Below are 21,842 nucleotides of genomic sequence, written 5' to 3'. Positions count from 1 at the left end.
CAACAATAAGAAATAATGGAGAAGCATATGAAAACAATAATAAACCGTGGCCTGGCCGCGTCCTGTATCTGCCTGGCGCTGCCGTTCCCGGTTCAGGCGCTGGAGTTTTCCGGTTATCTGCGTAGCGGCGTAGGCAGCGCGACCAATGGCCGTTCCCAATCCTGTTTCCAGTTGCCTGGGGCGCAGACTAAATATCGCTTGGGCAATGAATGCGAGCAGTACGGGGAACTGGAGCTGCGCCAAGACCTGTTCACCCTCGACGATGGTTCGGTGCTGAGCGTGGACGGCATGGCATCGTTGTACAACCGCTACGACCGCACCCCGACTTTTCAGGGTGAAAACGGGACGGCGCGCATGCCGCAGATGTATGCCCAATGGTCGAACATGCCAAGCTTGAACGGCGGGTCGTTGTGGGCCGGCCGGCGTTATTACAAACGCAACGATATCCATATTTCGGATTTCTACTACTGGAACCAGAGTGCCACCGGTGGCGGGATCGAGGACGTGTTGATCGGCGGGCTGAAATACAGCTACGCCTTCTCGCGAAAGGACAACCTGTACCAGAAAGACCCGGTCAACCGGCACGACTTCAACGTCGCAGGTTTCAGGACCAACCCCGGCGGCGAGCTGGAATTTGGCCTGAGCTTCATCGACCGGGCGAACCGTCGTGACGCCCATCGCGGTTGGGCCCTGACCGCCCAGCATGTGCAGCAGGACTTCCTGGGCGGCAAGAATAAACTGGCCTTGCAATACGGCGAGGGCCCCGGCACGGGGCTGGGTTATACCGGCGACACCGGCCTGGACGACAGCAACAAGAGCTATCGTCTGGTGGAGTTTTTCGATTGGCAGGTCACGCCGCGTTTCGGCGGGCAGGTGCAGGCGGTGTACCAGAAGGACATCCGCCCCGACGGCACCGACCAGGACTGGCTGTCGTTGGGGGTTCGCCCGGCGTACGCCATCACCGATCAGTTCAAGCTGGTGGCCGAACTGGGCCACGACCAGGTGCAGGCCAACGATGGAACACGCAAGCTGAGCAAATTCACCTTCGCGCCCACCTGGTCGCCTAAGGGCCCCGAGTTCTGGGCTCGCCCGGAAATACGGCTCTATTACACCTACGCCAGTTGGAACGCGGCGGCCCAGCGTGCAGCCAATGAACTGGCAGCCGGCTCGGCGCTGTCGGACACCGGTGCGTTTGGCGGTGCGCGACATGGTTCCAACGTGGGTCTGCAGGTCGAATACTGGTGGAAATGATCCGTGTAGCGCGGGTCGCTGATCGTTGCGTGCCCGCGATGCGAACAAGAACAGACAGCAGCAGGTGAAATCATGAACACAACGCAACCTTTGCAATTGCTCGCACCGCTGTCCGGGGTCCTGATACCTTTGGACAGTGTGCCGGACCCGGTCTTCTCCAGCCGCGTGGTGGGGGATGGCATCTGCATCGATCCGACCTCGCAAACCCTTTGCGCACCGCTGTCCGGTGTCATCGGCACGCTCCAAGACAGTGCCCATGCGGTGAGTATCACCGCTGACAACGGTGTCCAGGTGCTGATGCACATTGGCCTGGACACGGTCAGCCTGGCGGGCAAGGGGTTCACCTCGCGGGTGGCGATGGGGCAACGGGTCGAGGCCGGCCAGCCGCTGATCGATTTCGATGCCGACTACATCGCCTTGCATGCGCGCAGTCTGTTGACGCTGATGCTGGTGGTCAGCGGCGAGCCTTTCAGCCTGCTCATGGATGAGGCCACTTGCATCGAAAGCGGGATGCCGTTGTTGCAGGTGCGCCCAGGCGAGCATGGGACGGTCGATGAGGCGCAGCCGGGCTCGGTGCTGTTTTCCCGGCCGCTGATCGTGCCCAATGAAAGTGGCTTGCATGCCCGTCCTGCCGCGGTGCTTGCCCAGGCGGCCAAGGGGTTCGAGGCCACTGTCCAACTGCATAAGCATCAAGCCAGCGCCAACGCCAAATCCCTGGTGGCGATCATGGCGTTGCAGACGGCCAAGGGCGACAGCGTGCAGATCAGTGCCGCCGGCCCCCAGGCCGGGCAGGCCATCGAGGCGTTGGAACACCTGCTGCTGTCGGGATGCGGCGAAACGGTGCAAGCGCCGCTGGCGCCGGAGTCAGTCATGATCGTCGAGCCGCCCCCTGGCCGGCTGCGGGGCGTCTGTGCATCGCCCGGCTCGGCGTTTGGCGAAGTGGTCCAGGTCGCCTCCCAGGTGTTGCACATCGAGGAGGCGGGTGTCGGCGTCGAGGCAGAGCAAGCGGCCCTGGATCAAGGGTTGGAGCAAGCGACACAGGCTTTGAAGGCATTGCAGGACGAGGCGGCGGGGAGTGTCCAGGCGCAGATTTTTCGCGCCCATCAAGAGTTGCTGGACGACCCTACCTTGCTGGAGCAGGCTCAAGCCTTGATCGCCGAGGGCAAGAGCGCGGCATTCGCCTGGAAAACCGCCACCGAGGCGAGCGCTGCGCTGTTCCAGCAATTGGGCAGCGCTTTGCTGGCCGAGCGCGCAACGGACCTGGCCGATGTCGAGCAACGGGTGCTCAAGTTGATCCTGGGGGTACAGGACAACGCCTGGAAGCTGCCCGAACAGGCGATCCTGGTGGCCGAGCAACTGACGCCGTCCCAGACCGCCAGTCTCGACACCTCACGCATCGCCGGTTTCGTCACCGTGGGCGGCGGCGCCACCAGCCATGTCGCGATCCTGGCCCGTGCGCTGGGCCTGCCCTCATTATGTGGCGTGGCGCAATCCGTGCTGGCCCTGGAGAACGGCACCCGGGTGTTGCTGGACGCTGATGGCGGTGAACTGCACGTGAATCCGGATCCGGTCTTGATCGAGCAGCTCCAGAGCGCAGGCGAGCGGCAGCGCCAGCGACACCAGCGTGACGTAGAACAGTCGGCCCAGGCGGCTCGTACCCTTGACGGTCATCGAGTCGAGGTCAGTGCCAATGTCGGGTCGCTGCGGGACGTGGAACAGGCCATGACCCTCGGAGGCGAAGGTGTGGGGTTGTTGCGCTCCGAACTGCTCTACCTGGATCGCGCGCGCCCACCTGGTCACGACGAGCAAGCCGCGCTGTACAGCGCCGTCGCCCGAGTCCTGGGGCCTGAGCGCAACCTGGTGGTTCGCACCCTGGACGTGGGCGGGGACAAGCCGCTGGCTTATGTGCCGATGGCTTATGAGGCCAATCCATTCCTGGGCGTGCGCGGTATTCGCCTGTGCTTGGAACGACCGCAATTGCTGCGCGAACAGTTCCGGGCAATTCTCGCCTGTTCGGGGTTGGCGCGGCTGCACATCATGCTGCCGATGGTCACGCAACTGGCGGAGCTGCGCCTGGCGCGGCAGATGCTGGACGAAGAGGTCCGTCAGTTGGGACTCAAGCAGGCGCCGAAGCTGGGCATCATGATTGAAGTGCCAGCGGCGGCGCTGATGGCCGACCTGTTTGCCCCCGAGGTGGATTTCTTCTCCATCGGTACCAATGACCTGACCCAATACACCCTGGCTATGGACCGTGACCATCCGCGCTTGGCCAGCCAGGCCGACAGCCTGCACCCCTCGGTGTTGCGCCTGGTCGCCCATACCGCCGAGGCTGCTCGCGCTCATGGCAAATGGGTAGGGGTGTGTGGCGCGCTGGCCTCGGAACCCCTGGCGGTGCCGGTGTTGCTGGGGTTGGGCGTGGACGAGTTATCGGTCAGTGTGCCGTTGATTCCGGCCATCAAGGCCTGCGTGCGTGAATGGAGCCTGAGCGAATGCCGCACGCTGGCTGAACAGGCCTTGGGTCAGGACAGCGCGGAGCAGGTGCGTGAACTCCTGCGTATTCACTCATCCACGGCCAATCCGGCCCCTATGGCCATGGAGCATTGAACATGTTCGATAAACTACAACGGGCGTTCTGGAAGGCCCTGACTCCGGACCTGATACCGGAAGAGCCCAAGCGGCCGGCAGCGGTGGGAGAGCTGGCACCGGCCATCATCGCCGCGTTGGGCGGCGCGGAAAACCTCAAGTCCCAACAGCCAGTAGCCTTGACGCGGCTGCGGGTGGAACTGCGGGACGTGGCGCGGATCGATCGGGCCGGGTTGAGCGTCGCCGGTGTGACGGGTGTGATGACCCTGGACAACGGCGTGGTGCATCTGATTACCGGCTTGCAGGGCTGAACCGTCGCGCTATCTGGCCGTCGATGTTCCTGTAAACGCCCGATGCGGTGCACGGGCGTTTGAAAATGCGAACAGGGACAAGCCAGCGTCAGCATCAGCATTAGAGAGGTTTGAACCGTGGTGCTCGGCCGAAATATTAATGCGAGCTGACTGATTCGGTGTTGGACGCCTTTTCACGCATTTTTTCTTGTGCAAGCATCAACGCTTTTTCGGCATTCAATCGACCATACCCATAAAACTGGCTGTGCCCCTTTCGATCATATTTTCCACGTCTGCCATCGTCCGGGTGAGTGATTTTATCAGCGGTTTTGGCAAGGACGTCGCGTACCTCGCGCCAATTTAATTTCGGGTTGACTGATAGTACCAGGGCGGCGACACCGGCCGCGCCAGGGCACGCGCTGGATGTTCCGCCAAATTCATTTGTATAGTTCCCCAACGGATCCCCGGCGCTGATAGAGGCTTCGTTGTATCCAACATTACCGAGTAAATCAGTCGTCCAGATACCACGGGTAAGAGGCGGGCTGCCTCTGGGTTTGAAGTTGGGGTCGGGATGCCAGATATCATTACTCGGAAATGTACACCAGATCGCCTTACCGAAGTCACTGTAGGCGCTGCGCCGGTTATGATCGTTGCACGCCGCGACGGCAATCACATTGCGGTAGCTTGCATAACCGTCGTTATCGACGCTCTCATTCCCGTTGCCCGCAGCGAAAAATACAAGGCAGCCCTTGCCGTTCCTGCCCATCTTGACCGCGTAGTCGATTGCTAGCCGCGTGCTGGCGGGTAAAGGAAAAACGTTGTCATGCCGGGGGTCGGATGGAATTGCCCATTCGCCGTCGCCTGGGCCCCAACTACAGGAAATGATATCCGCGCCGTTACTGGCGGCCCAAATAAAGGCGTGAGCTTCGTCGATGGACCCTAATGGAACATCCAGGCGAATCGGCATCAGTCTCGCCTTGGGCGCTACGCCGCTGGCCCCGTAGTTTCCATTCGCACAGGCAACTCCAGCTGCAGCGGTACCGTGGGATTCGCTGGGGTCTTTTGGTCGAGGGTCGTCACTCAATTCGTAATCGCTGATGTTTTTCGGCGCGACAATCTTTCCGATGCCACTGAACTCTGGATGGTCGATGTCGAATCCGTCATCAATAACAGCGATGGTGATTCCCTCGCCCTCGCTTAATCGATGGGCCGCTTCAACGTTAGCGCTGGCATCCACTTCGATTTCATAAGTTACATTGGTTTTTTTCAGATGCCATTGATTGGGGTGGATCGCGCGATTGCGACGCTGGCGCAGTATTTCCGGATGGCAGTACTGAACCTCTTCACGACTCAATAAATTCATCGCCATTTGAAAAACATGCGTGCCGCTGCCCTCTTTTGCTTTTACAAAGTAAGCGTTGGTTGCGTAGTCCAATGCCTCTTTGACGACCAGATGGCTAGTTGCAATGATTTCCAGGCATTTTGTTGCCTCGAGTGATTCAACGAATTGGATAAAAATGTTTTCACTGTAGATGACGGGTTCGTCGGTCTTTGGATCGACCAGCACACTGCCCGCGAAGCGCACATCCGGCAATGTGCGTAGCGTTCGCTTACGTGAGGACAAAGAGCCGTTGCCTGCCGGGATCCTGTACACCTCAAGCCCGGCGTCTGGAAACGCCATCACACAGTCACAGTCATTCATGCAGTCGATCGAATGTCCAGACTGCATGGTCGTGCCTATCGGTTTTTTTGAGTGGGTCCGTATTGCAATCATGTCCTCACTTTTTTTCAAGTAAAAAGAGGGCTCATCTTTCCTGTTGAATTTAACTTCTTCCATGAGTGTTTTCCTGTTGTTCGACGTGCTGGGAGCTTGATCATCCTTCGGTTTTTCATCAGTTAAAAATCAGAAAATGTGGCGCGGTGTTTCTTTGCAACGTTTGTTAATAATAAAGTGAACGGACATGAGATGGATTGCATGTAACTGGCAAATAAGTTGGGTATCTATTCCAACGTGCGCGTCTCGACGAAGAAGCGAGTCGACGCTTTGGTTACGTCTTGATAAATAACGCTGTTAGAACCGTTCGTCGCACTGCCGCGTTTGCGGGTTTCGACACACGGTCAGACTGCGACCCATCGACACGTCGCCCTTACTGTTTCTCATCTGCGGGTGTATCGTATTCGCCTTTTGCGGGCCCACCGGTCCGTCGCAGATTCAGAGGTCGTTGCGTTCATGTCCTTTACCCGTCGCCAAATACTCGGTGGCCTGGCCGGTCTTGTTGTCGTTGGCGTAGGAGCGGGAGGCGCGTCGCGGTATTGGCTGGGCAAAATGGCCGATGCCGAGGCCGGTCACGATTATGAGTTGATCGCGGCACCGTTGGACGTCGAGCTGGTAGCCGGGCACAAGACCCAGGCCTGGGCGTTTGGCCCGTCGGCGCCGGGCACGGAATTGCGGGTGCGCCAGGGCGAATGGCTGCGGGTGCGCTTCATCAATCATTTGCCGGTTGCGACCACGATTCATTGGCATGGCATCCGTTTGCCGCTGGAGATGGACGGCGTGCCGTATGTCTCGCAACTGCCGGTGCTGCCGGGCGAGTATTTCGACTATAAATTCCGCGTGCCGGACGCCGGCAGCTATTGGTATCACCCTCACGTCAACAGCAGCGAGGAGCTCGGTCGCGGACTAGTGGGGCCGCTGATCATCGAAGAGCGTGAGCCTACCGGCTTCAAATACGAGCAGACCTTGAGCCTCAAGAGCTGGCATGTGGACGAGCAGGGCGAGTTCGTCGCTTTCAGCATCCCCCGTGAGGCGGCCCGTGGCGGCACGGCGGGGCGGTTGTCGACGATCAATGGTGTGCCGCAGGCGGTGATTGACCTGCCGGCCGGGCAGATCACCCGGGTGCGCTTGCTCAACCTCGACAACACCCTGACTTATCGCATCAACATCCCGGGCGTTGAAGCGCAGATTTACGCGCTGGACGGCAACCCCATCAAGCCGCGACCGCTGGGCAAGGAATACTGGCTGGGCCCGGGCATGCGCATCTGCCTGGCGATCAAGGCGCCCGCGGCCGGAGAAGAGTTGTCGTTGCGCAACGGCCCGGTACGCCTGGGCACCCTGCGTTCGGTGGCCAACAGTGACGCGCCGAGTCAATGGCCGCCGGCGCTGCCGCCTAACCCCGTGGCCGAGCCGGACCTGGCCAACGCCGAGAAACTCAACTTCAATTTCGAATGGGTGGGTTCGGTGTCGGTGAATGTCGACAACGGCAAGCCGCCGAGCCTGTGGCAGATCAACGGCAAGGCCTGGGACATTACTGACAAGACCTGCGCCGACCGGCCGATCGCCACGTTGAAGAAAGGCCAGAGCTACATTTTCGAATTGAAGAACATGACCCAGTACCAGCACCCGATCCATTTGCACGGCATGAGCTTCAAGGTGATTGCGTCCAACCGGCATAAAGTGATTCCGTATTTCACCGACACCTACCTGCTCGGCAAGAACGAGCGGGCGCAGGTGGCGCTGGTGGCGGATAACCCTGGCGTATGGATGTTCCACTGCCATGTGATTGATCACATGGAAACCGGCCTGATGGCCGCCATCGAGGTGGCGTGATGCGCCAGATTCGTCCCGCACCGATCATCGATCGCAGCCGCGACCGGGACTTCATGCGCGAAGCCCTGGCCCTCGCCGAGCAAGGCGCGGCCTTGGGCGAAGTGCCGGTCGGCGCGGTGTTGGTCCAGGACGGTGAAATCATCGGGCGTGGTTTCAATTGCCCGATCAGCGGCCACGACCCCAGCGCCCACGCCGAAATGGTCGCCATTCGCGCCGCCGCCCAGGCCGTGAGCAACTATCGCCTGCCCGGCAGCACGCTATATGTAACGTTGGAGCCGTGCAGCATGTGTGCCGGCCTTATCGTCCATTCGCGTATCGCTCGAGTCGTCTACGGCGCCCTGGAACCCAAGGCCGGGATTGTGCAGAGCCAGGGGCAGTTCTTTACCCAGGGTTTTTTGAATCATCGGGTGATGTTCGAGGGAGGGGTGCTGGCCGACGAATGCAGCGCCATGCTGAGCGAGTTCTTCAAGGCCCGAAGAACCAGATCAGAACGTTGAATACATAACCCCGAGGGCTTTTGGATTTGTGATGCCTGGTTATTTGCGCGCCACAATCACCGCTCGCATCGGCGCTGGCAACCCTTCGATGGTTTTGCTGTAGTCGGCGGGGTCGAGGAAGTCGCTCAGCGATTGATACTTCATCCACTCGGTGCTGCGCTGTTCTTCGACGGTGGTCAGGCTTACGTCCACACAGCGCACATCACTGAACCCGGCACGGCGCAGCCAACGCTCCAAGGCGGCGACCGACGGCAGGAACCACACGTTGCGCATCTGCGCGTAGCGGTCCTCGGGCACTAGCACCTGGTGCTCATCGCCTTCGATCACGAGGGTTTCCAGCACCAGTTCGCCGCCCTTGACCAGGCAATCCTTCAAGGCCAGCAAGTGTTCGATCGGCGAGCGGCGGTGATAGAACACGCCCATGGAAAACACCGTGTCGAAGCCTTCCAGTTCCGGCGGCAGGGCCTCGAACGGGAACGGCAGGTGCCAGGCGTTGGGCTGCGACAGGTAACGCTGCACGGCCTGGAACTGACAGAAGAATAGCCAGTTGGGATCGACACCGATCACCGTATCGGCCCCGGCGCCCAGCATGCGCCACATGTAATAACCGTTGCCGCAGCCGACATCGAGGATGCGCTTGCCTGCAAGGTTCAGGTGCGGGGCCACGCGCGACCACTTCCAGTCCGAGCGCCATTCAGTGTCGACGTGCACGCCAAACAGATCGAAAGGCCCTTTGCGCCATGGCGACAGGCCCATCAGCGCGGTGCGCATCTGCACACGGGTTTCGTCGGCGCAATCGACATCCAGCGTCAGACCGTTCAGCAAGTCCACCGTGGTTGGCTGCAAGTCCGGCAAAGCATCGAGGGCGCTTTGCCAGCGTTCCAGATCGCCATGGCCCTTTTCCATTTTGCTGTCGAGTTGCCCCTGCAGCGTTGCGGCCCATTCGGCCAGGGGCGTGCCAGCCAGATGACGGGCGAGGGGAGACAGATCAATCATGGCAGGGCAATCAACGAGGCGAAGTTAAGACACTGGAACCACGGGACGACTTTCGAGAAGCCGGCGGCCAGCAGGCGCTCGCGGTGTTCGTCGAGACTGTCGGGCTTCATGACGTTTTCGATGGCGCTGCGTTTCTGGGCGATTTCCAGCTCGCTGTAGCCGTTGGCGCGTTTGAACGCGACGTGCAGGTCGTTGAGCAGCGCGTGTTCCTCGGCATCGTTGAAGCGCAGCTTCTCCGACAGGATCAAGGCGCCGCCGGGCAGCAACGACTGGTGGATGCGACCCAGGAGTGCGGTTCGCTGCTCCGGCGCGATAAATTGCAGGGTGAAGTTCAACGCCACCACCGAAGCCGGCTGAAACTCAAGGGCAAGGATGTCGCCTTCGATCACCTCCGCCGGCAGCAACTCCTGGAACATCGAGTCCTGGCCGTTGAGGTATTCGCGGCAGCGCTCGACCATGGCCGTCGAGTTATCCACGGCAATCACGCGGCAACCGTCGGTGCGCACATGGCGTCGCAGCGCCTGGGTCACCGCGCCCAGGGACGAACCCAAGTCATAGAGCACGCTGCCCGGCTGGGCAAATTGCGCCGCGAGCACGCCGAGGTTCTCGACGATGGTCGGGTAACCCGGTACCGAACGCTTGATCATGTCCGGAAACACTCGCACCACGTCTTCATTGAAAGCGAAGTCAGGCACCTGGGCCAAGGGTTGGGCGAATAGGCGATCGGGTTCTTTGCTCACGGCGGTTCCGGTGGCAGGGATGGAAAAGGCCGGCATTTTAACCAAAAAAACCATGGGTGGGAGCTTTGTTCAAGTGCGGCTTCGGGGAACGTTATTTCACCGAAATGGCGCAATCAAAGGTTTCGACCGGTGGCACTTCTGGCGCCCAGGGCTGTTGATACGTCAGGCGTAATTTCCCGGTTCCGCCGGCAAACGCCTGGAAGCGCCAGGTGGACACGCCTGCGGCGCCGACAATGCCCGCGTCTTCGGGGTTGCGGTAAACCTCAGGCCCCAAGGCTTTCAGCACACCACCCGCCGAATCCTGGATAGTCCAGCGATAACCGGTGCTGGGGTTGCTCGGCAAACTCAGGATCAGGTTCTGCCCGTTATTGAGTTGCACGGGGCATTGGCTCTGTTTCTCCACCGTCACGTTTTGTTTTGGCTGCGTGGCGCAGGCGCTCAACAGGGCGAGGCTGACAGGGACGAGCAAGCGGGTGAGGGACATAAAGGCTCCGGCATTCAGACGAACGGCGAGCATAACCGAAGATGCAGCGGGGTGTGTCGGGCGGGATGCGCTGCCTGTTGAGGCCCCGTCGCGCGCAAAGCGCGCGATGGGGCCGTATAGCCGTTACATGGGCATCAGAACAACACCTTCGCCACATCCGCGAACCGCTTGGCAAAGTGCACCGTGACGCCTTCCTTGAGATAGTCCGGCAGCTCTTCGAAGTTGCCCCGGTTGGCTTCCGGCAGGATCAGTTCATTGATTTTCTGCCGGCGCGCCGCGATGACTTTCTCGCGCACGCCGCCAATCGGCAAGACATGCCCGGTAAGCGTCAGTTCGCCGGTCATGGCCACGCCTTTTTTCGGTGCCTGGTTGCGCGCCAGGGACAGCAGGGCACTGGCCATGGTCACGCCGGCACTCGGGCCGTCCTTGGGCGTGGCGCCCTCCGGTACGTGCAGGTGGACGAAAGCCTCGTCGAAGAACTTCGGATCCCCACCGAACTGCTTCAGGTGAGAACTGACGTAGCTGTGGGCGATTTCCGCCGATTCCTTCATCACCTCGCCCAGTTGCCCGGTGAGCTTGAAACCCCGATTAAGAGTGTGGATGCGCGTCGCTTCGATCGGCAGGGTTGCACCGCCCATGCTGGTCCAGGCCAGTCCGGTAATCACGCCGACGCCGGACAGCACCTGTTCATTGCGGAACACTGGTTTGCCCAACGAGGCTTCGAGATCCTTCGGCCCGAGCTTGATCACCGCTTTAGGATCGTCGATCAGCTTCATGACTGCCTTGCGCACCAGCTTGCCCAGTTGTTTTTCCAGCTGGCGTACCCCGGCCTCGCGAGCATAACCGTCGATCAGGGCCTTGAGGGCGCTGTCATTGATGCTGAGGCTGCCCTTGGACACACCCGCCTTGGCCAGTTGCTTGGGCCACAAGTGGCGCTTGGCGATGGCGACTTTCTCTTCGGTGATGTAACCCGACAGGCGGATCACTTCCATGCGGTCCAGCAGCGGGCCGGGAATCGAATCCAGCGTGTTAGCGGTGCAGATGAACAGGACTTTTGACAAGTCCAGGCGCATGTCCAGGTAATGATCCAGAAACTCGACGTTCTGCTCGGGGTCAAGGGTTTCCAGCAACGCGGAAGCCGGATCGCCTTGGTAGCTCTGGCCCATCTTGTCGATTTCATCGAGCATGATTACCGGGTTCATCACTTCGACGTCCTTGAGCGCCTGCACCAGCTTACCCGGCTGGGCGCCGATGTAGGTGCGCCGATGCCCCTTGATCTCGGCTTCGTCGCGCATGCCGCCGACGCTGAAGCGGTAGAACGGTCGCCCGAGGGATTCGGCAATCGACTTGCCTACGCTGGTCTTGCCCACGCCCGGCGGGCCCACCAGCAAGACGATGGAACCGCTGATCTCGCCCTTGTAGGCGCCCACCGCGAGAAATTCCAGGATACGGTCCTTGATGTCGTCCAGACCGGCGTGGTGCTGGTCGAGGATCTTGCGGGCATGCTTGAGCTCCAGTTTGTCCTGGCCAAACACGCCCCACGGCACCGAGGTTGCCCAGTCGAGATAATTGCGGGTGACGGCATACTCCGGTGAGCCGGTTTCGAGAATCGAGAGCTTGTTCATTTCCTCTTCGATGCGCTTCTGGGCCTGGGCCGGCAACACCTTGCCCTCCAGGCGCTGCTCGAACTGTTCAAGGTCGGCGCTGCGGTCGTCCTTGGTCAGCCCCAGTTCCTGCTGGATGACCTTGAGTTGTTCCTTGAGGAAGAACTGGCGCTGATGTTCGCCGATCTTGCTGTTGACCTCGGCGGAAATTTCTTTTTGCAGTCGCGCGACTTCCACTTCCTTGCGCAGCATCGGCAGCACTTTTTCCATGCGCTTGAGCATCGGCACGCAGTCGAGCACTTCCTGCAATTCGCTGCCGGTGGCGGAGGTGAGTGCGGCGGCGAAGTCGGTCAAGGGCGAAGGATCGTTGGGGCTGAAGCGATTGAGGTAGTTCTTCAGCTCTTCGCTGTATAGCGGATTGAGCGGCAGCAGTTCCTTGATCGCATTGATCAGCGCCATGCCGTAGGCCTTGACCTCGTCGGTCGGCTCGCTTGGCTGGTGCGGGTATTCGACTTCCACCAGATAAGGCGGGCGATGGTGCTTGAGCCAGGTGCGGATGCGCACGCGGGTAAGGCCCTGGGCGACGAACTGCAATTTGCCCGCTTCGCGACTGGCGTGGTGCACCTTCACCAGCGTGCCGTACAGCGGCAGCTTCGAGGTGTCGAAATGACGCGGATCCTCCTGAGGCGAGTCCATGAAGAACAGCGCCAGGGAGTGATGATCGGACTTGGCCACCAGTTCCAGGGTTTCAGCCCACGGTTCTTCATTGACGATGACCGGCAGCACTTGGGCCGGGAAGAACGGACGGTTGTGGATGGGAATGATGTAGACCTTGTCCGGCAGGCTCTGGCCAGGCAGGGCCAGGCCGGTGCCGGAAGCGGTGTGCTCGATGTGCTCGGCGTCTGCGTATTCGTTTGTGGCTTCTGTAGAGTGCTGGTCGCTCATGGGGCACCTGCGCAATGGAGTATGGACCTTAGATGGGGCAGGTGAGGGGTTGTTTCAATGCTGGACAGTTGTGAACGGTTATTTCATTGGCCTGTGTTCAGGCTGGCGACAGGTTGGTGTGGCGAGGGAGCAGCCCCTCGCCACAGGGGCTCAGTCAATGCGATTCAGATCGTTGTGACGGGTTTCCTTCAGGCACAGCACCGCGATCACGCTGAGCGCCGCGGCGACGGAAACGTAGCCGCCGACGTAGCTTAGGCCGCCCATCGCCACCAGTTTCTGGGCGAAGAACGGTGCCGCTGAGGCGCCGACGATGCCGCCGAGGTTGTAGGCAGCCGACGCGCCGGTATAGCGCACATGCGTGGGAAACAGCTCCGGCAGCAACGCACCCATGGGCGCGAACGTTACCCCCATCAGGAACAGCTCGATGCACAGGAACAGCGCCACGCCCCACGTCGAGCCGTGGGTCAGCAGGGGTTCCATGAGGAATCCCGAGGCAATCGCCAGGACGCCACCGATGATCAGCACCGGCTTGCGCCCGTAGCGGTCGCTGGCCCAAGCCGACAGCGGCGTGGCGGCGGCCATGAACAACACGGCGAAGCACAGCAGGCCGAGGAAGGTCTCGCGGCTGTAGCCAAGGGTGGCGACGCCGTAGCTCAAGGAAAACACCGTCGAAATGTAAAACAGCGCGTAACACACGACCATGGCGGCAGCGCCCAGCAATGTCGGTGCCCAGTACTGGCTGAACAGCTCGACCAGCGGGATCTTCACCCGTTCCTGGCGAGCCATGGCATTGGCGAATACCGGTGTTTCATGAAGTTTGAGCCGCACATAGAGGCCGACGATCACCAATACGGCACTGAGCAGGAACGGAATCCGCCAGCCCCAGGACCGAAACTGCTCGTCATCCAGGCTCATGGCCAGGGTCAGGAACAACCCGTTGGCAGCCAGGAAGCCGATGGAGGGGCCCAGCTGGGGAAACATGCCGAACCAGGCCCGCTTGCCCTTGGGCGCGTTCTCGGTGGCGAGCAATGCTGCGCCGCCCCACTCACCGCCAAGCCCGAGACCCTGGCCGAAACGCAGCAGGCACAACAGGATCGGCGCCCAGGCGCCGATGCTGGCGTAGCCGGGCAGCACGCCGATAAGCGTGGTGCACACGCCCATCAACAGCAGCGAGGCCACCAGCGTGGACTTGCGTCCGATCCTGTCGCCGAAATGGCCGAACAGCGCCGAACCCAGCGGGCGAGCGAGAAACGCGATACCGAACGTCAGGAAGGACGACAGCATTTGTGCCGTGCCCGAGGTCTGCGGGAAAAATACCGGCCCGATCACCAGTGCTGCGGCGGTGGCGTAGACGTAGAAGTCGTAGAACTCGATGGCGGTGCCGATGAAGCTCGCGGTCGCCACACGGGTGGCCGAGTTGGTCGGTTGCGATGCCACGGCGTCGTTGCAAGTGGTGGTTGTCATGCGGTTATCCCTGACAGTCATGTGCTCCGTTGGAGCGAATTATTATGGTCGAACACCCAGGGATGTGGGTTAGGGCGCTGTCGCTGTTTCGGGTAGGAACAGTCGCAGGGTTGAAGCGGATATTGCCGGTGGACTGCACGAACTGTCCGAATGCAGGGTAGGCACGGGGCTCGGGCGGGGCTGGGTAAGCGAATCGAGTATAGGAAGGGGGCTAACGGATCGACAAGAGCGCTGGCACACAATATTGAAGCGTGCGCTGAGTTTTTTGTGGCGAGGGAGCAAGCTCCCTCGCCACGGGTATGGTGTTAGACCACCACCGGCATCGAACTGTTATGCCACACCAGCACCTGGCTGACGCGATTGTCGACGGTTTCGATGATTTCCAGCCGGTAGCGGCCGATCTTCAGGCAAACCGGACTCTCGGGGATGGTTTCCAGCGCCTCGGTCACCAGCCCGTTGAGGGTCTTCGGGCCGTCGCAAGGCAGATGCCAGCCCAAGGTCCTGTTCAGCTCGCGGATCGACGCTGCGCCATCGATCATCAAGCGCCCATCGGGCTGTGGGTGGACGTGGGGGTTGTCGAGGCTGTGCTCGCTTTCAAACTCACCGACGATCTCTTCGAGGATGTCTTCCAGGGTCACGATGCCCAGCACTTCGCCGTATTCGTCCACCACCATGCCCAGGCGCCGCTGTTGCTTGTGGAAGTTCAGCAATTGCAGCTGCAACGGGGTGCTTTCGGGGACGAAGTACGGTTCGTGGCAGGCCGTCAGCAGCGCTTCCTGGGTCAGGCTCGCATCCGCCAGCAGGTGACGGATCTGGCGGGTGTTGAGCACGGCTTCGACCTGGTTGATGTCGCTGTGGAACACCGGCAGGCGGGTACGACGGTTCAGGCGCAACTGCTCGATGATATCGCCGATGGGGTCGTCGAGGTTGATCCCGTCCACCTCGCTGCGGGGCACGAGGATGTCGTTGACGGTGATGTTGTCCAGCGCGTGGATACCGGAAACCGGATGCACCCGACCGTGGCCGTGCTCCTGCTCATGGTCGGTGTGCGGCGGTGCGGGCATTTCATCGTCGCTTTGCTGGACCGCGCCGCTCTTGCGGGCCAAGGGGCGCAGCAGCAACTGGCTCAGGCCATTGAGCAGCCAGGCTGCGGGATAAAGAATTTTCAATGGCACGCCGAGTAAGCTGTTGCCCACGCTGAGCACCGCATCGGGGTGACGGGTGGCCAGGGTGCGTGGCAGGTAGTCGGCAAAAACCAGCAAGGCCGCGCTACTGCCGAGCCAGGCCAGCCAGGGGCCATTTTCCAACCAGGTGAAAATAGCCAGCCAAGTGCCGATGACCACGGCGAGGGCGCGACAGAGGGTATTGCACAGGACCAGGCTGACCAGTGGGAAACTCAGCTTGGCCAGCGGCTTGTCGCTGGCGCGCGAGGCCCTGCGCTGGGCCAGCAAGTGCTGTTGCGCGGCTTCGATGGCCGTGAACAGGGCCGACCAGAGGATCAGCACGACCATTACCGCAAACAATGGCCCCAAGGGCAGCCTATCCATCAGCGTCATCCATCAAATATGCAGGATGTATTCACGGACCAGCTTGCTGCCGAAATAGGCCAGCATCAGCAGGCAGAATCCGGCCAGCGTCCAGCGAATGGCCTTGTGGCCGCGCCAGCCGAGACGGTTACGGCCCCACAGCAGCACGCTGAACACCACCCATGCCAGGCAAGCCAACAACGTCTTGTGCACCAAATGCTGCGCAAACAGGTTTTCTACGAACAGCCAGCCGGAGATCAGCGACAGCGACAGCAACGTCCAGCCGGCCCAGAGAAAACCAAACAACAGGCTCTCCATGGTTTGCAGCGGTGGGAAGTTGCGGATCAGCCCGGACGGATGCTTGTGCTTGAGCTGGTGGTCCTGGATGAGCAGTAACAACGCCTGGAACACGGCGATGGTGAACAGGCCGTAGGCCAGGATCGACAGCAGGATATGCGCTAGGATGCCGGGCTCTTCGTCGATGATCTGCACCGTGCCCGACGGCGCGAACTGCGCCAGCAGCACCGTTGCCAATCCCAGCGGAAAGAGCAGCACCAGCAGGTTTTCCACGGGGATGCGCGAGCAGGCCAGCAGCGTCAGGGCAATCACGGCGACGGCGATCAGGCTGGCGGCGTTGAAAAAATCCAGGCCCAGGCCGATCGGCGTCATCAGGTGGGTATAAAGGCTGGCCGCATGGCTGAGCACCGCCACCACGCCAAGCGTGACCAGCAGGCGTTTGTTCGCCTTGGCGCCAGTGGCCAGGCGGGTACCCTGATAAAAGGTCGCAGCGGCATAAAGACAAGCGGCGGCGAGGGAGGCAAGCAAGCTGGGTGACAAGGGGAGCATAAATCCTGTTAGGCAGGCCCGAAAGGCGCGAGTTTGGCATAGAACCCCCATCGCACGAAAGACCACTGCAACCGACAGCGAGGTGTACGTCGCACGCTTCTTCGCTATAATCCGCGACCTGCCCACGCCGCAGGCTCGCCGAGCACATATTTCACGGTCTGGGCCGCCATTATCCCGGTCTCATCTGGGCCTGAAAGGATCGCGCATGTTTGAAAACCTAACCGACCGTCTCTCGCAGACGCTGCGCCATGTCACCGGCAAGGCGAAACTGACCGAGGACAACATCAAAGACACCCTGCGCGAAGTGCGCATGGCGTTGCTCGAAGCCGACGTCGCCCTGCCGGTGGTCAAGGACTTCGTCAATTCGGTCAAGGAACGCGCCGTCGGCACCGAAGTGTCGCGCAGCCTGACGCCGGGCCAGGCGTTCGTGAAGATCGTCCAGGCCGAACTCGAAAGCCTGATGGGCGCCGCCAACGAAGACTTGAACCTGAGCGCCGTGCCGCCAGCCGTGGTGCTCATGGCCGGCCTGCAGGGCGCGGGCAAGACAACCACCGTCGGCAAGCTGGCGCGCTTCCTTAAAGAGCGCAAGAAGAAGTCGGTCATGGTCGTGTCTGCGGACATCTACCGTCCGGCGGCGATCAAGCAGCTGGAAACCCTGGCCAACGACATCGGCGTGACGTTCTTCCCGTCCGACCTGAGCCAGAAGCCGGTGGACATCGCCCAGGCCGCTATTAAAGAAGCGAAGCTCAAGTTCATCGACGTGGTGATCGTCGATACCGCCGGCCGCCTGCACATCGATGAAGAGATGATGGGCGAGATCAAGGCACTGCATGCCGCGATCAACCCGGTGGAAACCCTGTTCGTGGTCGATGCCATGACCGGCCAGGACGCGGCCAACACCGCCAAGGCCTTCGGTGACGCACTGCCACTGACCGGGGTGATCCTGACCAAGGTCGACGGTGACGCCCGCGGCGGTGCCGCGCTGTCGGTGCGGGCCATCACCGGCAAGCCGATCAAGTTCATTGGTATGGGCGAGAAGAGCGAAGCGCTCGAACCGTTCCACCCCGAGCGTATCGCTTCGCGTATCCTCGGCATGGGCGACGTGCTCAGCCTGATCGAGCAGGCCGAACAGACCCTCGACAAGGACAAGGCCGACAAACTGGCCAAGAAGCTGAAGAAGGGCAAGGGCTTCGACCTCGAAGACTTCCGCGACCAGCTGCAACAAATGAAGAACATGGGCGGCCTTGGCGGCCTCATGGACAAACTGCCGAACATCGGTGGCGTGAACCTGGCGCAGATGGGCAATGCCCAAGGCGCGGCTGAAAAGCAATTCAAGCAGATGGAAGCCATCATCAACTCCATGACTCCGGCCGAGCGCCGCGACCCTGATCTGATCAGCGGCTCGCGCAAGCGTCGGATCGCCATGGGTTCCGGCACCCAGGTGCAGGATATCGGTCGCTTGATCAAGCAGCACAAGCAGATGCAGAAGATGATGAAGAAGTTCTCCGCCAAGGGCGGAATGGCCAAGATGATGCGCGGCATGGGCGGTATGTTGCCCGGCGGCGGCATGCCGAAAATGTAAAGAATCCAGGTGCCGGCAGTCATGCCGGCGCTGCCCACGGGGACGTGGGATCTCCAGCCCGCTCGCTTCGGCGGGGGCTGACCAGCCGTTTTCAACGACGGCTTCATGGCAGATCTGAACGGCACGCTGATAGGCGCCGGAAAAAGTCATTTGCAAAAGTCCGGATATTCCTTAGAATATGCGGCCTTTCGGGCACCTATGCCCGCTGTGCATTTAGATTTGCAGCACCGACTACAGGAACGATGTTCACATGCTAACAATCCGTCTTGCCCTTGGCGGCTCCAAAAAGCGCCCGTTTTACCACCTGACCGTAACCGACAGCCGCAACCCGCGTGACGGTTCCCACAAGGAGCAGGTTGGTTTCTTCAACCCTGTTGCCCGTGGTCAGGAAGTTCGTCTGTCCGTGAACCAAGAGCGCGTAGCCTACTGGCTGAGCGTTGGTGCACAACCTTCTGAGCGCGTTGCTCAGTTGTTGAAGGAAACGGCTAAGGCTGCGGCCTGAGCAATATGAACGCGACGCCAAAAGATGCTGATGATTTGATCGTTGTCGGCAAGATCTATTCTGTTCATGGCGTTCGCGGCGAAGTGAAGGTGTATTCCTTTACTGATCCGATCAAGAACCTGTTGGAGTACAAAACCTGGACGCTCAAGCGCGAAGGTAGCGTGAAACAGGTGGAGCTGGTCAGCGGACGTGGGAACGACAAGTTCCTGGTCGCAAAGCTCAAGGATCTCGATGATCGTGAAGAAGCGCGTCTTCTGGCCGGTTATGAGATCTGCGTGCCGCGCAACCTGTTCCCTGAACTGACCGACGGCGAGTACTACTGGTACCAGCTGGTGGGTCTGAAGGTCATCGACCACCTCGGGCAATTGCTCGGGAAAATCGATCACCTGCTCGAGACCGGTTCGAACGATGTCATGGTGGTCAAGCCTTGCGTCGGCAGCCTGGATGATCGCGAACGCCTGTTGCCCTATACCGAGCAATGCGTGTTGGCCGTCGACCTTGCCGCAGGCGAGATGAAGGTGGAATGGGATGCGGATTTCTAGACGTGGCTAATTTGCGCGTTGAAGTCATCACATTGTTTCCCGAGATGTTTTCCGCCATCAGCGAGTACGGCATAACCAGCCGCGCGGTGAAGCAGGAGCTGTTACAGCTCACCTGTTGGAATCCGCGGGACTACACCACGGATCGACATCACACTGTGGACGATCGCCCGTTTGGCGGTGGTCCGGGCATGGTGATGAAGATCAAGCCCCTGGAAGATGCGCTGGTTCAGGCCAGGACAGCAGCCGGGGAGGGTGCGAAGGTGATCTACCTGTCGCCCCAAGGCCGCCAGCTGACTCAGTCGGCGGTACGCGAGCTGGCGAATTCGGATGCATTGATCCTGATTGCCGGCCGTTATGAAGGCATTGACGAGCGTTTCATTGAAGCTCATGTCGATGAAGAGTGGTCGATTGGCGACTATGTACTGTCTGGCGGCGAGCTGCCGGCAATGGTGCTGATCGATGCGGTTACACGACTGCTGCCCGGAGCTTTAGGGCATGCGGATTCCGCTGAGGAAGATTCCTTTACGGATGGTCTGCTGGATTGCCCGCACTACACCCGCCCGGAGGTGTATGCGGATCAGCGTGTTCCCGACGTGTTGCTAAGTGGCAACCACGCGCACATCCGGCGTTGGCGTTTACAGCAGTCCCTTGGTCGGACCTATGAACGACGCGCCGATCTTCTGGAAAGCCGCTCGCTTTCTGGAGAAGAGAAGAAGCTGCTCGAGGAATACATCCGCGAGCGGGACGATAGTTAACAACGTATCGATGGTAAGTCCGATGACTTGCCTTAGGAGCACAGCATGACTAACAAAATCATCCTTGCACTCGAAGCAGAGCAGATGACCAAAGAGATCCCTACCTTTGCCCCGGGCGACACCATTGTCGTTCAGGTGAAAGTGAAGGAAGGCGACCGTTCGCGTCTGCAAGCGTTCGAAGGCGTTGTTATCGCCAAGCGTAACCGCGGCGTAAACAGTGCATTCACCGTTCGTAAAATCTCCAACGGTGTTGGCGTAGAGCGTACTTTCCAGACCTACAGCCCGCAAATCGACAGCATGGCCGTGAAACGTCGTGGTGACGTGCGTAAAGCCAAGCTGTACTACCTGCGTGACCTGTCCGGTAAAGCAGCTCGCATCAAGGAAAAACTGGCTTAAGTCCAGCTTCCGATGCAAAAAAAAGCAGCCTGCGGGCTGCTTTTTTGTTGCCTGCGATTTGCTCTTTGAGCACGCTGCCTGTCTTCGCTCTCCGTTTCGATGCCGTTTACACCTGCATCCAGTATGAGTTTTTATGCCTGCCATCGATCATCCATTGATAGACCAGTTTCTCGATGCCCTCTGGCTGGAGAAGGGCCTGTCCGACAACACCCGGCAGGCCTATCGCAGCGACCTGGCACTGTTCAACGGTTGGTTGCAGGAAAAGAACCTGGAATTGGCCAATGCCGGGCGGGAGTTGATCCTCGATCATCTGGCCTGGCGCCTGGAGCAGAACTACAAGCCCCGCTCGACCGCGCGGTTTCTCTCCGGTCTGCGTGGCTTTTATCGCTATCTGCTGCGGGAAAAACTGATTGCGGTAGACCCGACCTTGCGCGTGGAAATGCCGCAACTGGGGCGTCCGCTGCCCAAGTCGCTGTCGGAAGCCGATGTGGAAGCGCTGCTCGCGGCACCCGACCTCAGCGAAGCCATCGGTCAGCGCGACCGGGCGATGTTGGAAGTCTTGTATGCCTGCGGCCTGCGCGTCACCGAATTGATCAGCCTGACCTTGGAGCAAGTGAATCTGCGCCAGGGCGTGTTGCGGGTAATGGGCAAGGGCAGCAAAGAGCGGCTGGTGCCGATGGGCGAGGAAGCGATTGTCTGGGTCGAGCGCTACATGCGTGATGCCCGTCATGAACTGCTGGGCGGGCGTCCCAGCGATGTGCTGTTTCCCAGCCTGCGCGGCGAGCAAATGACTCGCCAGACGTTCTGGCATCGTATCAAGCACCAGGCCAAGGTGGCCGGGATCAACAAATCCCTCTCGCCTCACACCTTGCGCCACGCCTTCGCCACCCACCTGCTCAATCACGGCGCCGACCTGCGGGTCGTGCAGATGCTGCTCGGTCATAGCGATCTGTCCACCACTCAGATTTACACCCACGTCGCCCGGGCGCGGTTGCAGGACCTGCATGCCAAGCATCATCCGCGCGGCTGATTGAACACCTGCTTTTGTGGCGAGGGAGCTTGCTCCCGCTGGGCGCGAAGCGCCCCCAATGCAGCAGCCGCGATCTTTCCTGAGAGCGGAGTGATTCCATTTGCGACTGCTGCGCAGCCGAGCGGGAGCAAGCTCCCTCGCCACAGGGGCCTGGTGCACCGACATTGCGTGTTGTCTTGCGACAGGCGAATTCGGCCCCGCA

Annotated in this window: 19 protein-coding genes; 11 read left to right on the top strand and 8 right to left on the bottom strand. The window is 60.5% G+C overall.

Going from position 1 to position 21,842, the window contains the following annotated elements; translation table 11 throughout:
• Positions 1–27: 27 nt before the first annotated feature.
• From J3P82_RS21070 to J3P82_RS21060, 3 genes are all read left to right on the top strand, one after another.
• On the top strand, positions 28–1,251 hold the full coding sequence (locus J3P82_RS21070; RefSeq protein ID WP_434558515.1) for a maltoporin: 1,224 nt from the start codon (positions 28–30) through the stop codon (positions 1,249–1,251).
• Between the two features lie 72 nt (positions 1,252–1,323).
• Positions 1,324–3,855, top strand: a complete 2,532-nt coding sequence (gene ptsP / locus J3P82_RS21065; protein ID WP_434558514.1) for a phosphoenolpyruvate--protein phosphotransferase — start codon at positions 1,324–1,326, stop codon at positions 3,853–3,855.
• 2 nt (positions 3,856–3,857) lie between these two features.
• Positions 3,858–4,145 (top strand): PTS transporter subunit EIIB, encoded by a 288-nt coding sequence (locus J3P82_RS21060; protein WP_434558513.1) that lies wholly within the window; start codon positions 3,858–3,860, stop codon positions 4,143–4,145.
• Positions 4,146–4,281: 136 nt separating this feature from the next.
• On the opposite strand, the gene J3P82_RS21055 is transcribed toward J3P82_RS21060, so the two are convergent.
• Positions 4,282–5,961, bottom strand: coding sequence for a S8 family peptidase (locus J3P82_RS21055; RefSeq protein ID WP_434558512.1), 1,680 nt, complete (start codon positions 5,959–5,961; stop codon positions 4,282–4,284).
• A 393-nt stretch (positions 5,962–6,354) separates the two neighbouring features.
• Here J3P82_RS21055 and J3P82_RS21050 point away from each other — a divergent pair, with 393 nt between their 5' ends.
• Both J3P82_RS21050 and tadA read left to right on the top strand, forming a co-directional pair.
• On the top strand, positions 6,355–7,731 hold the full coding sequence (locus J3P82_RS21050) for a multicopper oxidase family protein (protein WP_434558511.1): 1,377 nt from the start codon (positions 6,355–6,357) through the stop codon (positions 7,729–7,731).
• Positions 7,731–8,228 (top strand): tRNA adenosine(34) deaminase TadA, encoded by a 498-nt coding sequence (tadA, locus tag J3P82_RS21045; RefSeq protein WP_434558510.1) that lies wholly within the window; start codon positions 7,731–7,733, stop codon positions 8,226–8,228. The genes J3P82_RS21050 and tadA overlap by 1 nt, the downstream gene beginning before the upstream one ends.
• A 39-nt stretch (positions 8,229–8,267) precedes the next feature.
• Here the strand turns inward: tadA and cmoB are convergent, their stop codons facing one another.
• The 7 genes from cmoB to J3P82_RS21010 form a co-directional block, all read right to left on the bottom strand.
• Entirely contained in the window at positions 8,268–9,224 is a 957-nt protein-coding gene (gene cmoB, locus J3P82_RS21040; RefSeq protein ID WP_434558509.1) for a tRNA 5-methoxyuridine(34)/uridine 5-oxyacetic acid(34) synthase CmoB, read from the bottom strand.
• Positions 9,221–9,964, bottom strand: a complete 744-nt coding sequence (cmoA, locus tag J3P82_RS21035) for a carboxy-S-adenosyl-L-methionine synthase CmoA (RefSeq protein WP_434558508.1) — start codon at positions 9,962–9,964, stop codon at positions 9,221–9,223. The genes cmoB and cmoA overlap by 4 nt, the downstream gene beginning before the upstream one ends.
• Before the next feature lie 91 nt (positions 9,965–10,055).
• On the bottom strand, positions 10,056–10,448 hold the full coding sequence (locus J3P82_RS21030) for a protease inhibitor I42 family protein (protein WP_434558507.1): 393 nt from the start codon (positions 10,446–10,448) through the stop codon (positions 10,056–10,058).
• 134 nt (positions 10,449–10,582) lie between these two features.
• Positions 10,583–12,997 carry an endopeptidase La gene (lon, locus tag J3P82_RS21025; RefSeq protein ID WP_434558506.1) on the bottom strand — a complete coding sequence of 805 codons (2,415 nt, stop codon included), beginning with the start codon at positions 12,995–12,997 and terminating at the stop codon, positions 10,583–10,585.
• A 150-nt stretch (positions 12,998–13,147) separates the two neighbouring features.
• Positions 13,148–14,461, bottom strand: a complete 1,314-nt coding sequence (locus J3P82_RS21020) for an MFS transporter (protein ID WP_434558505.1) — start codon at positions 14,459–14,461, stop codon at positions 13,148–13,150.
• 305 nt (positions 14,462–14,766) lie between these two features.
• Positions 14,767–16,008, bottom strand: a complete 1,242-nt coding sequence (locus J3P82_RS21015) for a CNNM domain-containing protein (RefSeq protein ID WP_434558504.1) — start codon at positions 16,006–16,008, stop codon at positions 14,767–14,769.
• 12 nt (positions 16,009–16,020) lie between these two features.
• Entirely contained in the window at positions 16,021–16,833 is an 813-nt protein-coding gene (locus tag J3P82_RS21010; RefSeq protein WP_434558503.1) for a cytochrome C assembly family protein, read from the bottom strand.
• 205 nt (positions 16,834–17,038) lie between these two features.
• Between J3P82_RS21010 and ffh the strand changes: the two genes are divergently transcribed.
• From ffh to xerD, 6 genes are all read left to right on the top strand, one after another.
• Positions 17,039–18,415, top strand: coding sequence for a signal recognition particle protein (gene ffh / locus J3P82_RS21005; protein WP_310357711.1), 1,377 nt, complete (start codon positions 17,039–17,041; stop codon positions 18,413–18,415).
• 250 nt (positions 18,416–18,665) lie between these two features.
• Positions 18,666–18,917: a 30S ribosomal protein S16 gene (gene rpsP, locus J3P82_RS21000; RefSeq protein WP_025212042.1), complete on the top strand. Its 252-nt coding sequence runs from the start codon at positions 18,666–18,668 to the stop codon at positions 18,915–18,917.
• 5 nt (positions 18,918–18,922) lie between these two features.
• Positions 18,923–19,459: a ribosome maturation factor RimM gene (rimM, locus tag J3P82_RS20995; protein WP_025212043.1), complete on the top strand. Its 537-nt coding sequence runs from the start codon at positions 18,923–18,925 to the stop codon at positions 19,457–19,459.
• On the top strand, positions 19,441–20,214 hold the full coding sequence (gene trmD, locus J3P82_RS20990; protein ID WP_186611125.1) for a tRNA (guanosine(37)-N1)-methyltransferase TrmD: 774 nt from the start codon (positions 19,441–19,443) through the stop codon (positions 20,212–20,214). The genes rimM and trmD overlap by 19 nt, the downstream gene beginning before the upstream one ends.
• Positions 20,215–20,259: 45 nt before the next feature.
• On the top strand, positions 20,260–20,610 hold the full coding sequence (gene rplS / locus J3P82_RS20985; protein ID WP_003175895.1) for a 50S ribosomal protein L19: 351 nt from the start codon (positions 20,260–20,262) through the stop codon (positions 20,608–20,610).
• Between the two features lie 133 nt (positions 20,611–20,743).
• Positions 20,744–21,640 (top strand): site-specific tyrosine recombinase XerD, encoded by an 897-nt coding sequence (xerD, locus tag J3P82_RS20980; RefSeq protein WP_186611126.1) that lies wholly within the window; start codon positions 20,744–20,746, stop codon positions 21,638–21,640.
• The last annotated feature ends 202 nt before the right edge of the window (positions 21,641–21,842 follow it).

The sequence above is a fragment of the Pseudomonas sp. Z4-20 genome (genome assembly GCF_051131955.1).
In the GTDB taxonomy this organism is placed as follows: Bacteria; Pseudomonadota; Gammaproteobacteria; order Pseudomonadales; family Pseudomonadaceae; genus Aquipseudomonas; species Aquipseudomonas marvdashtae.
The sequence above is the reverse complement of the archived record's forward strand: the minus strand, read 5'-3'. Positions and strand labels throughout refer to the sequence as shown.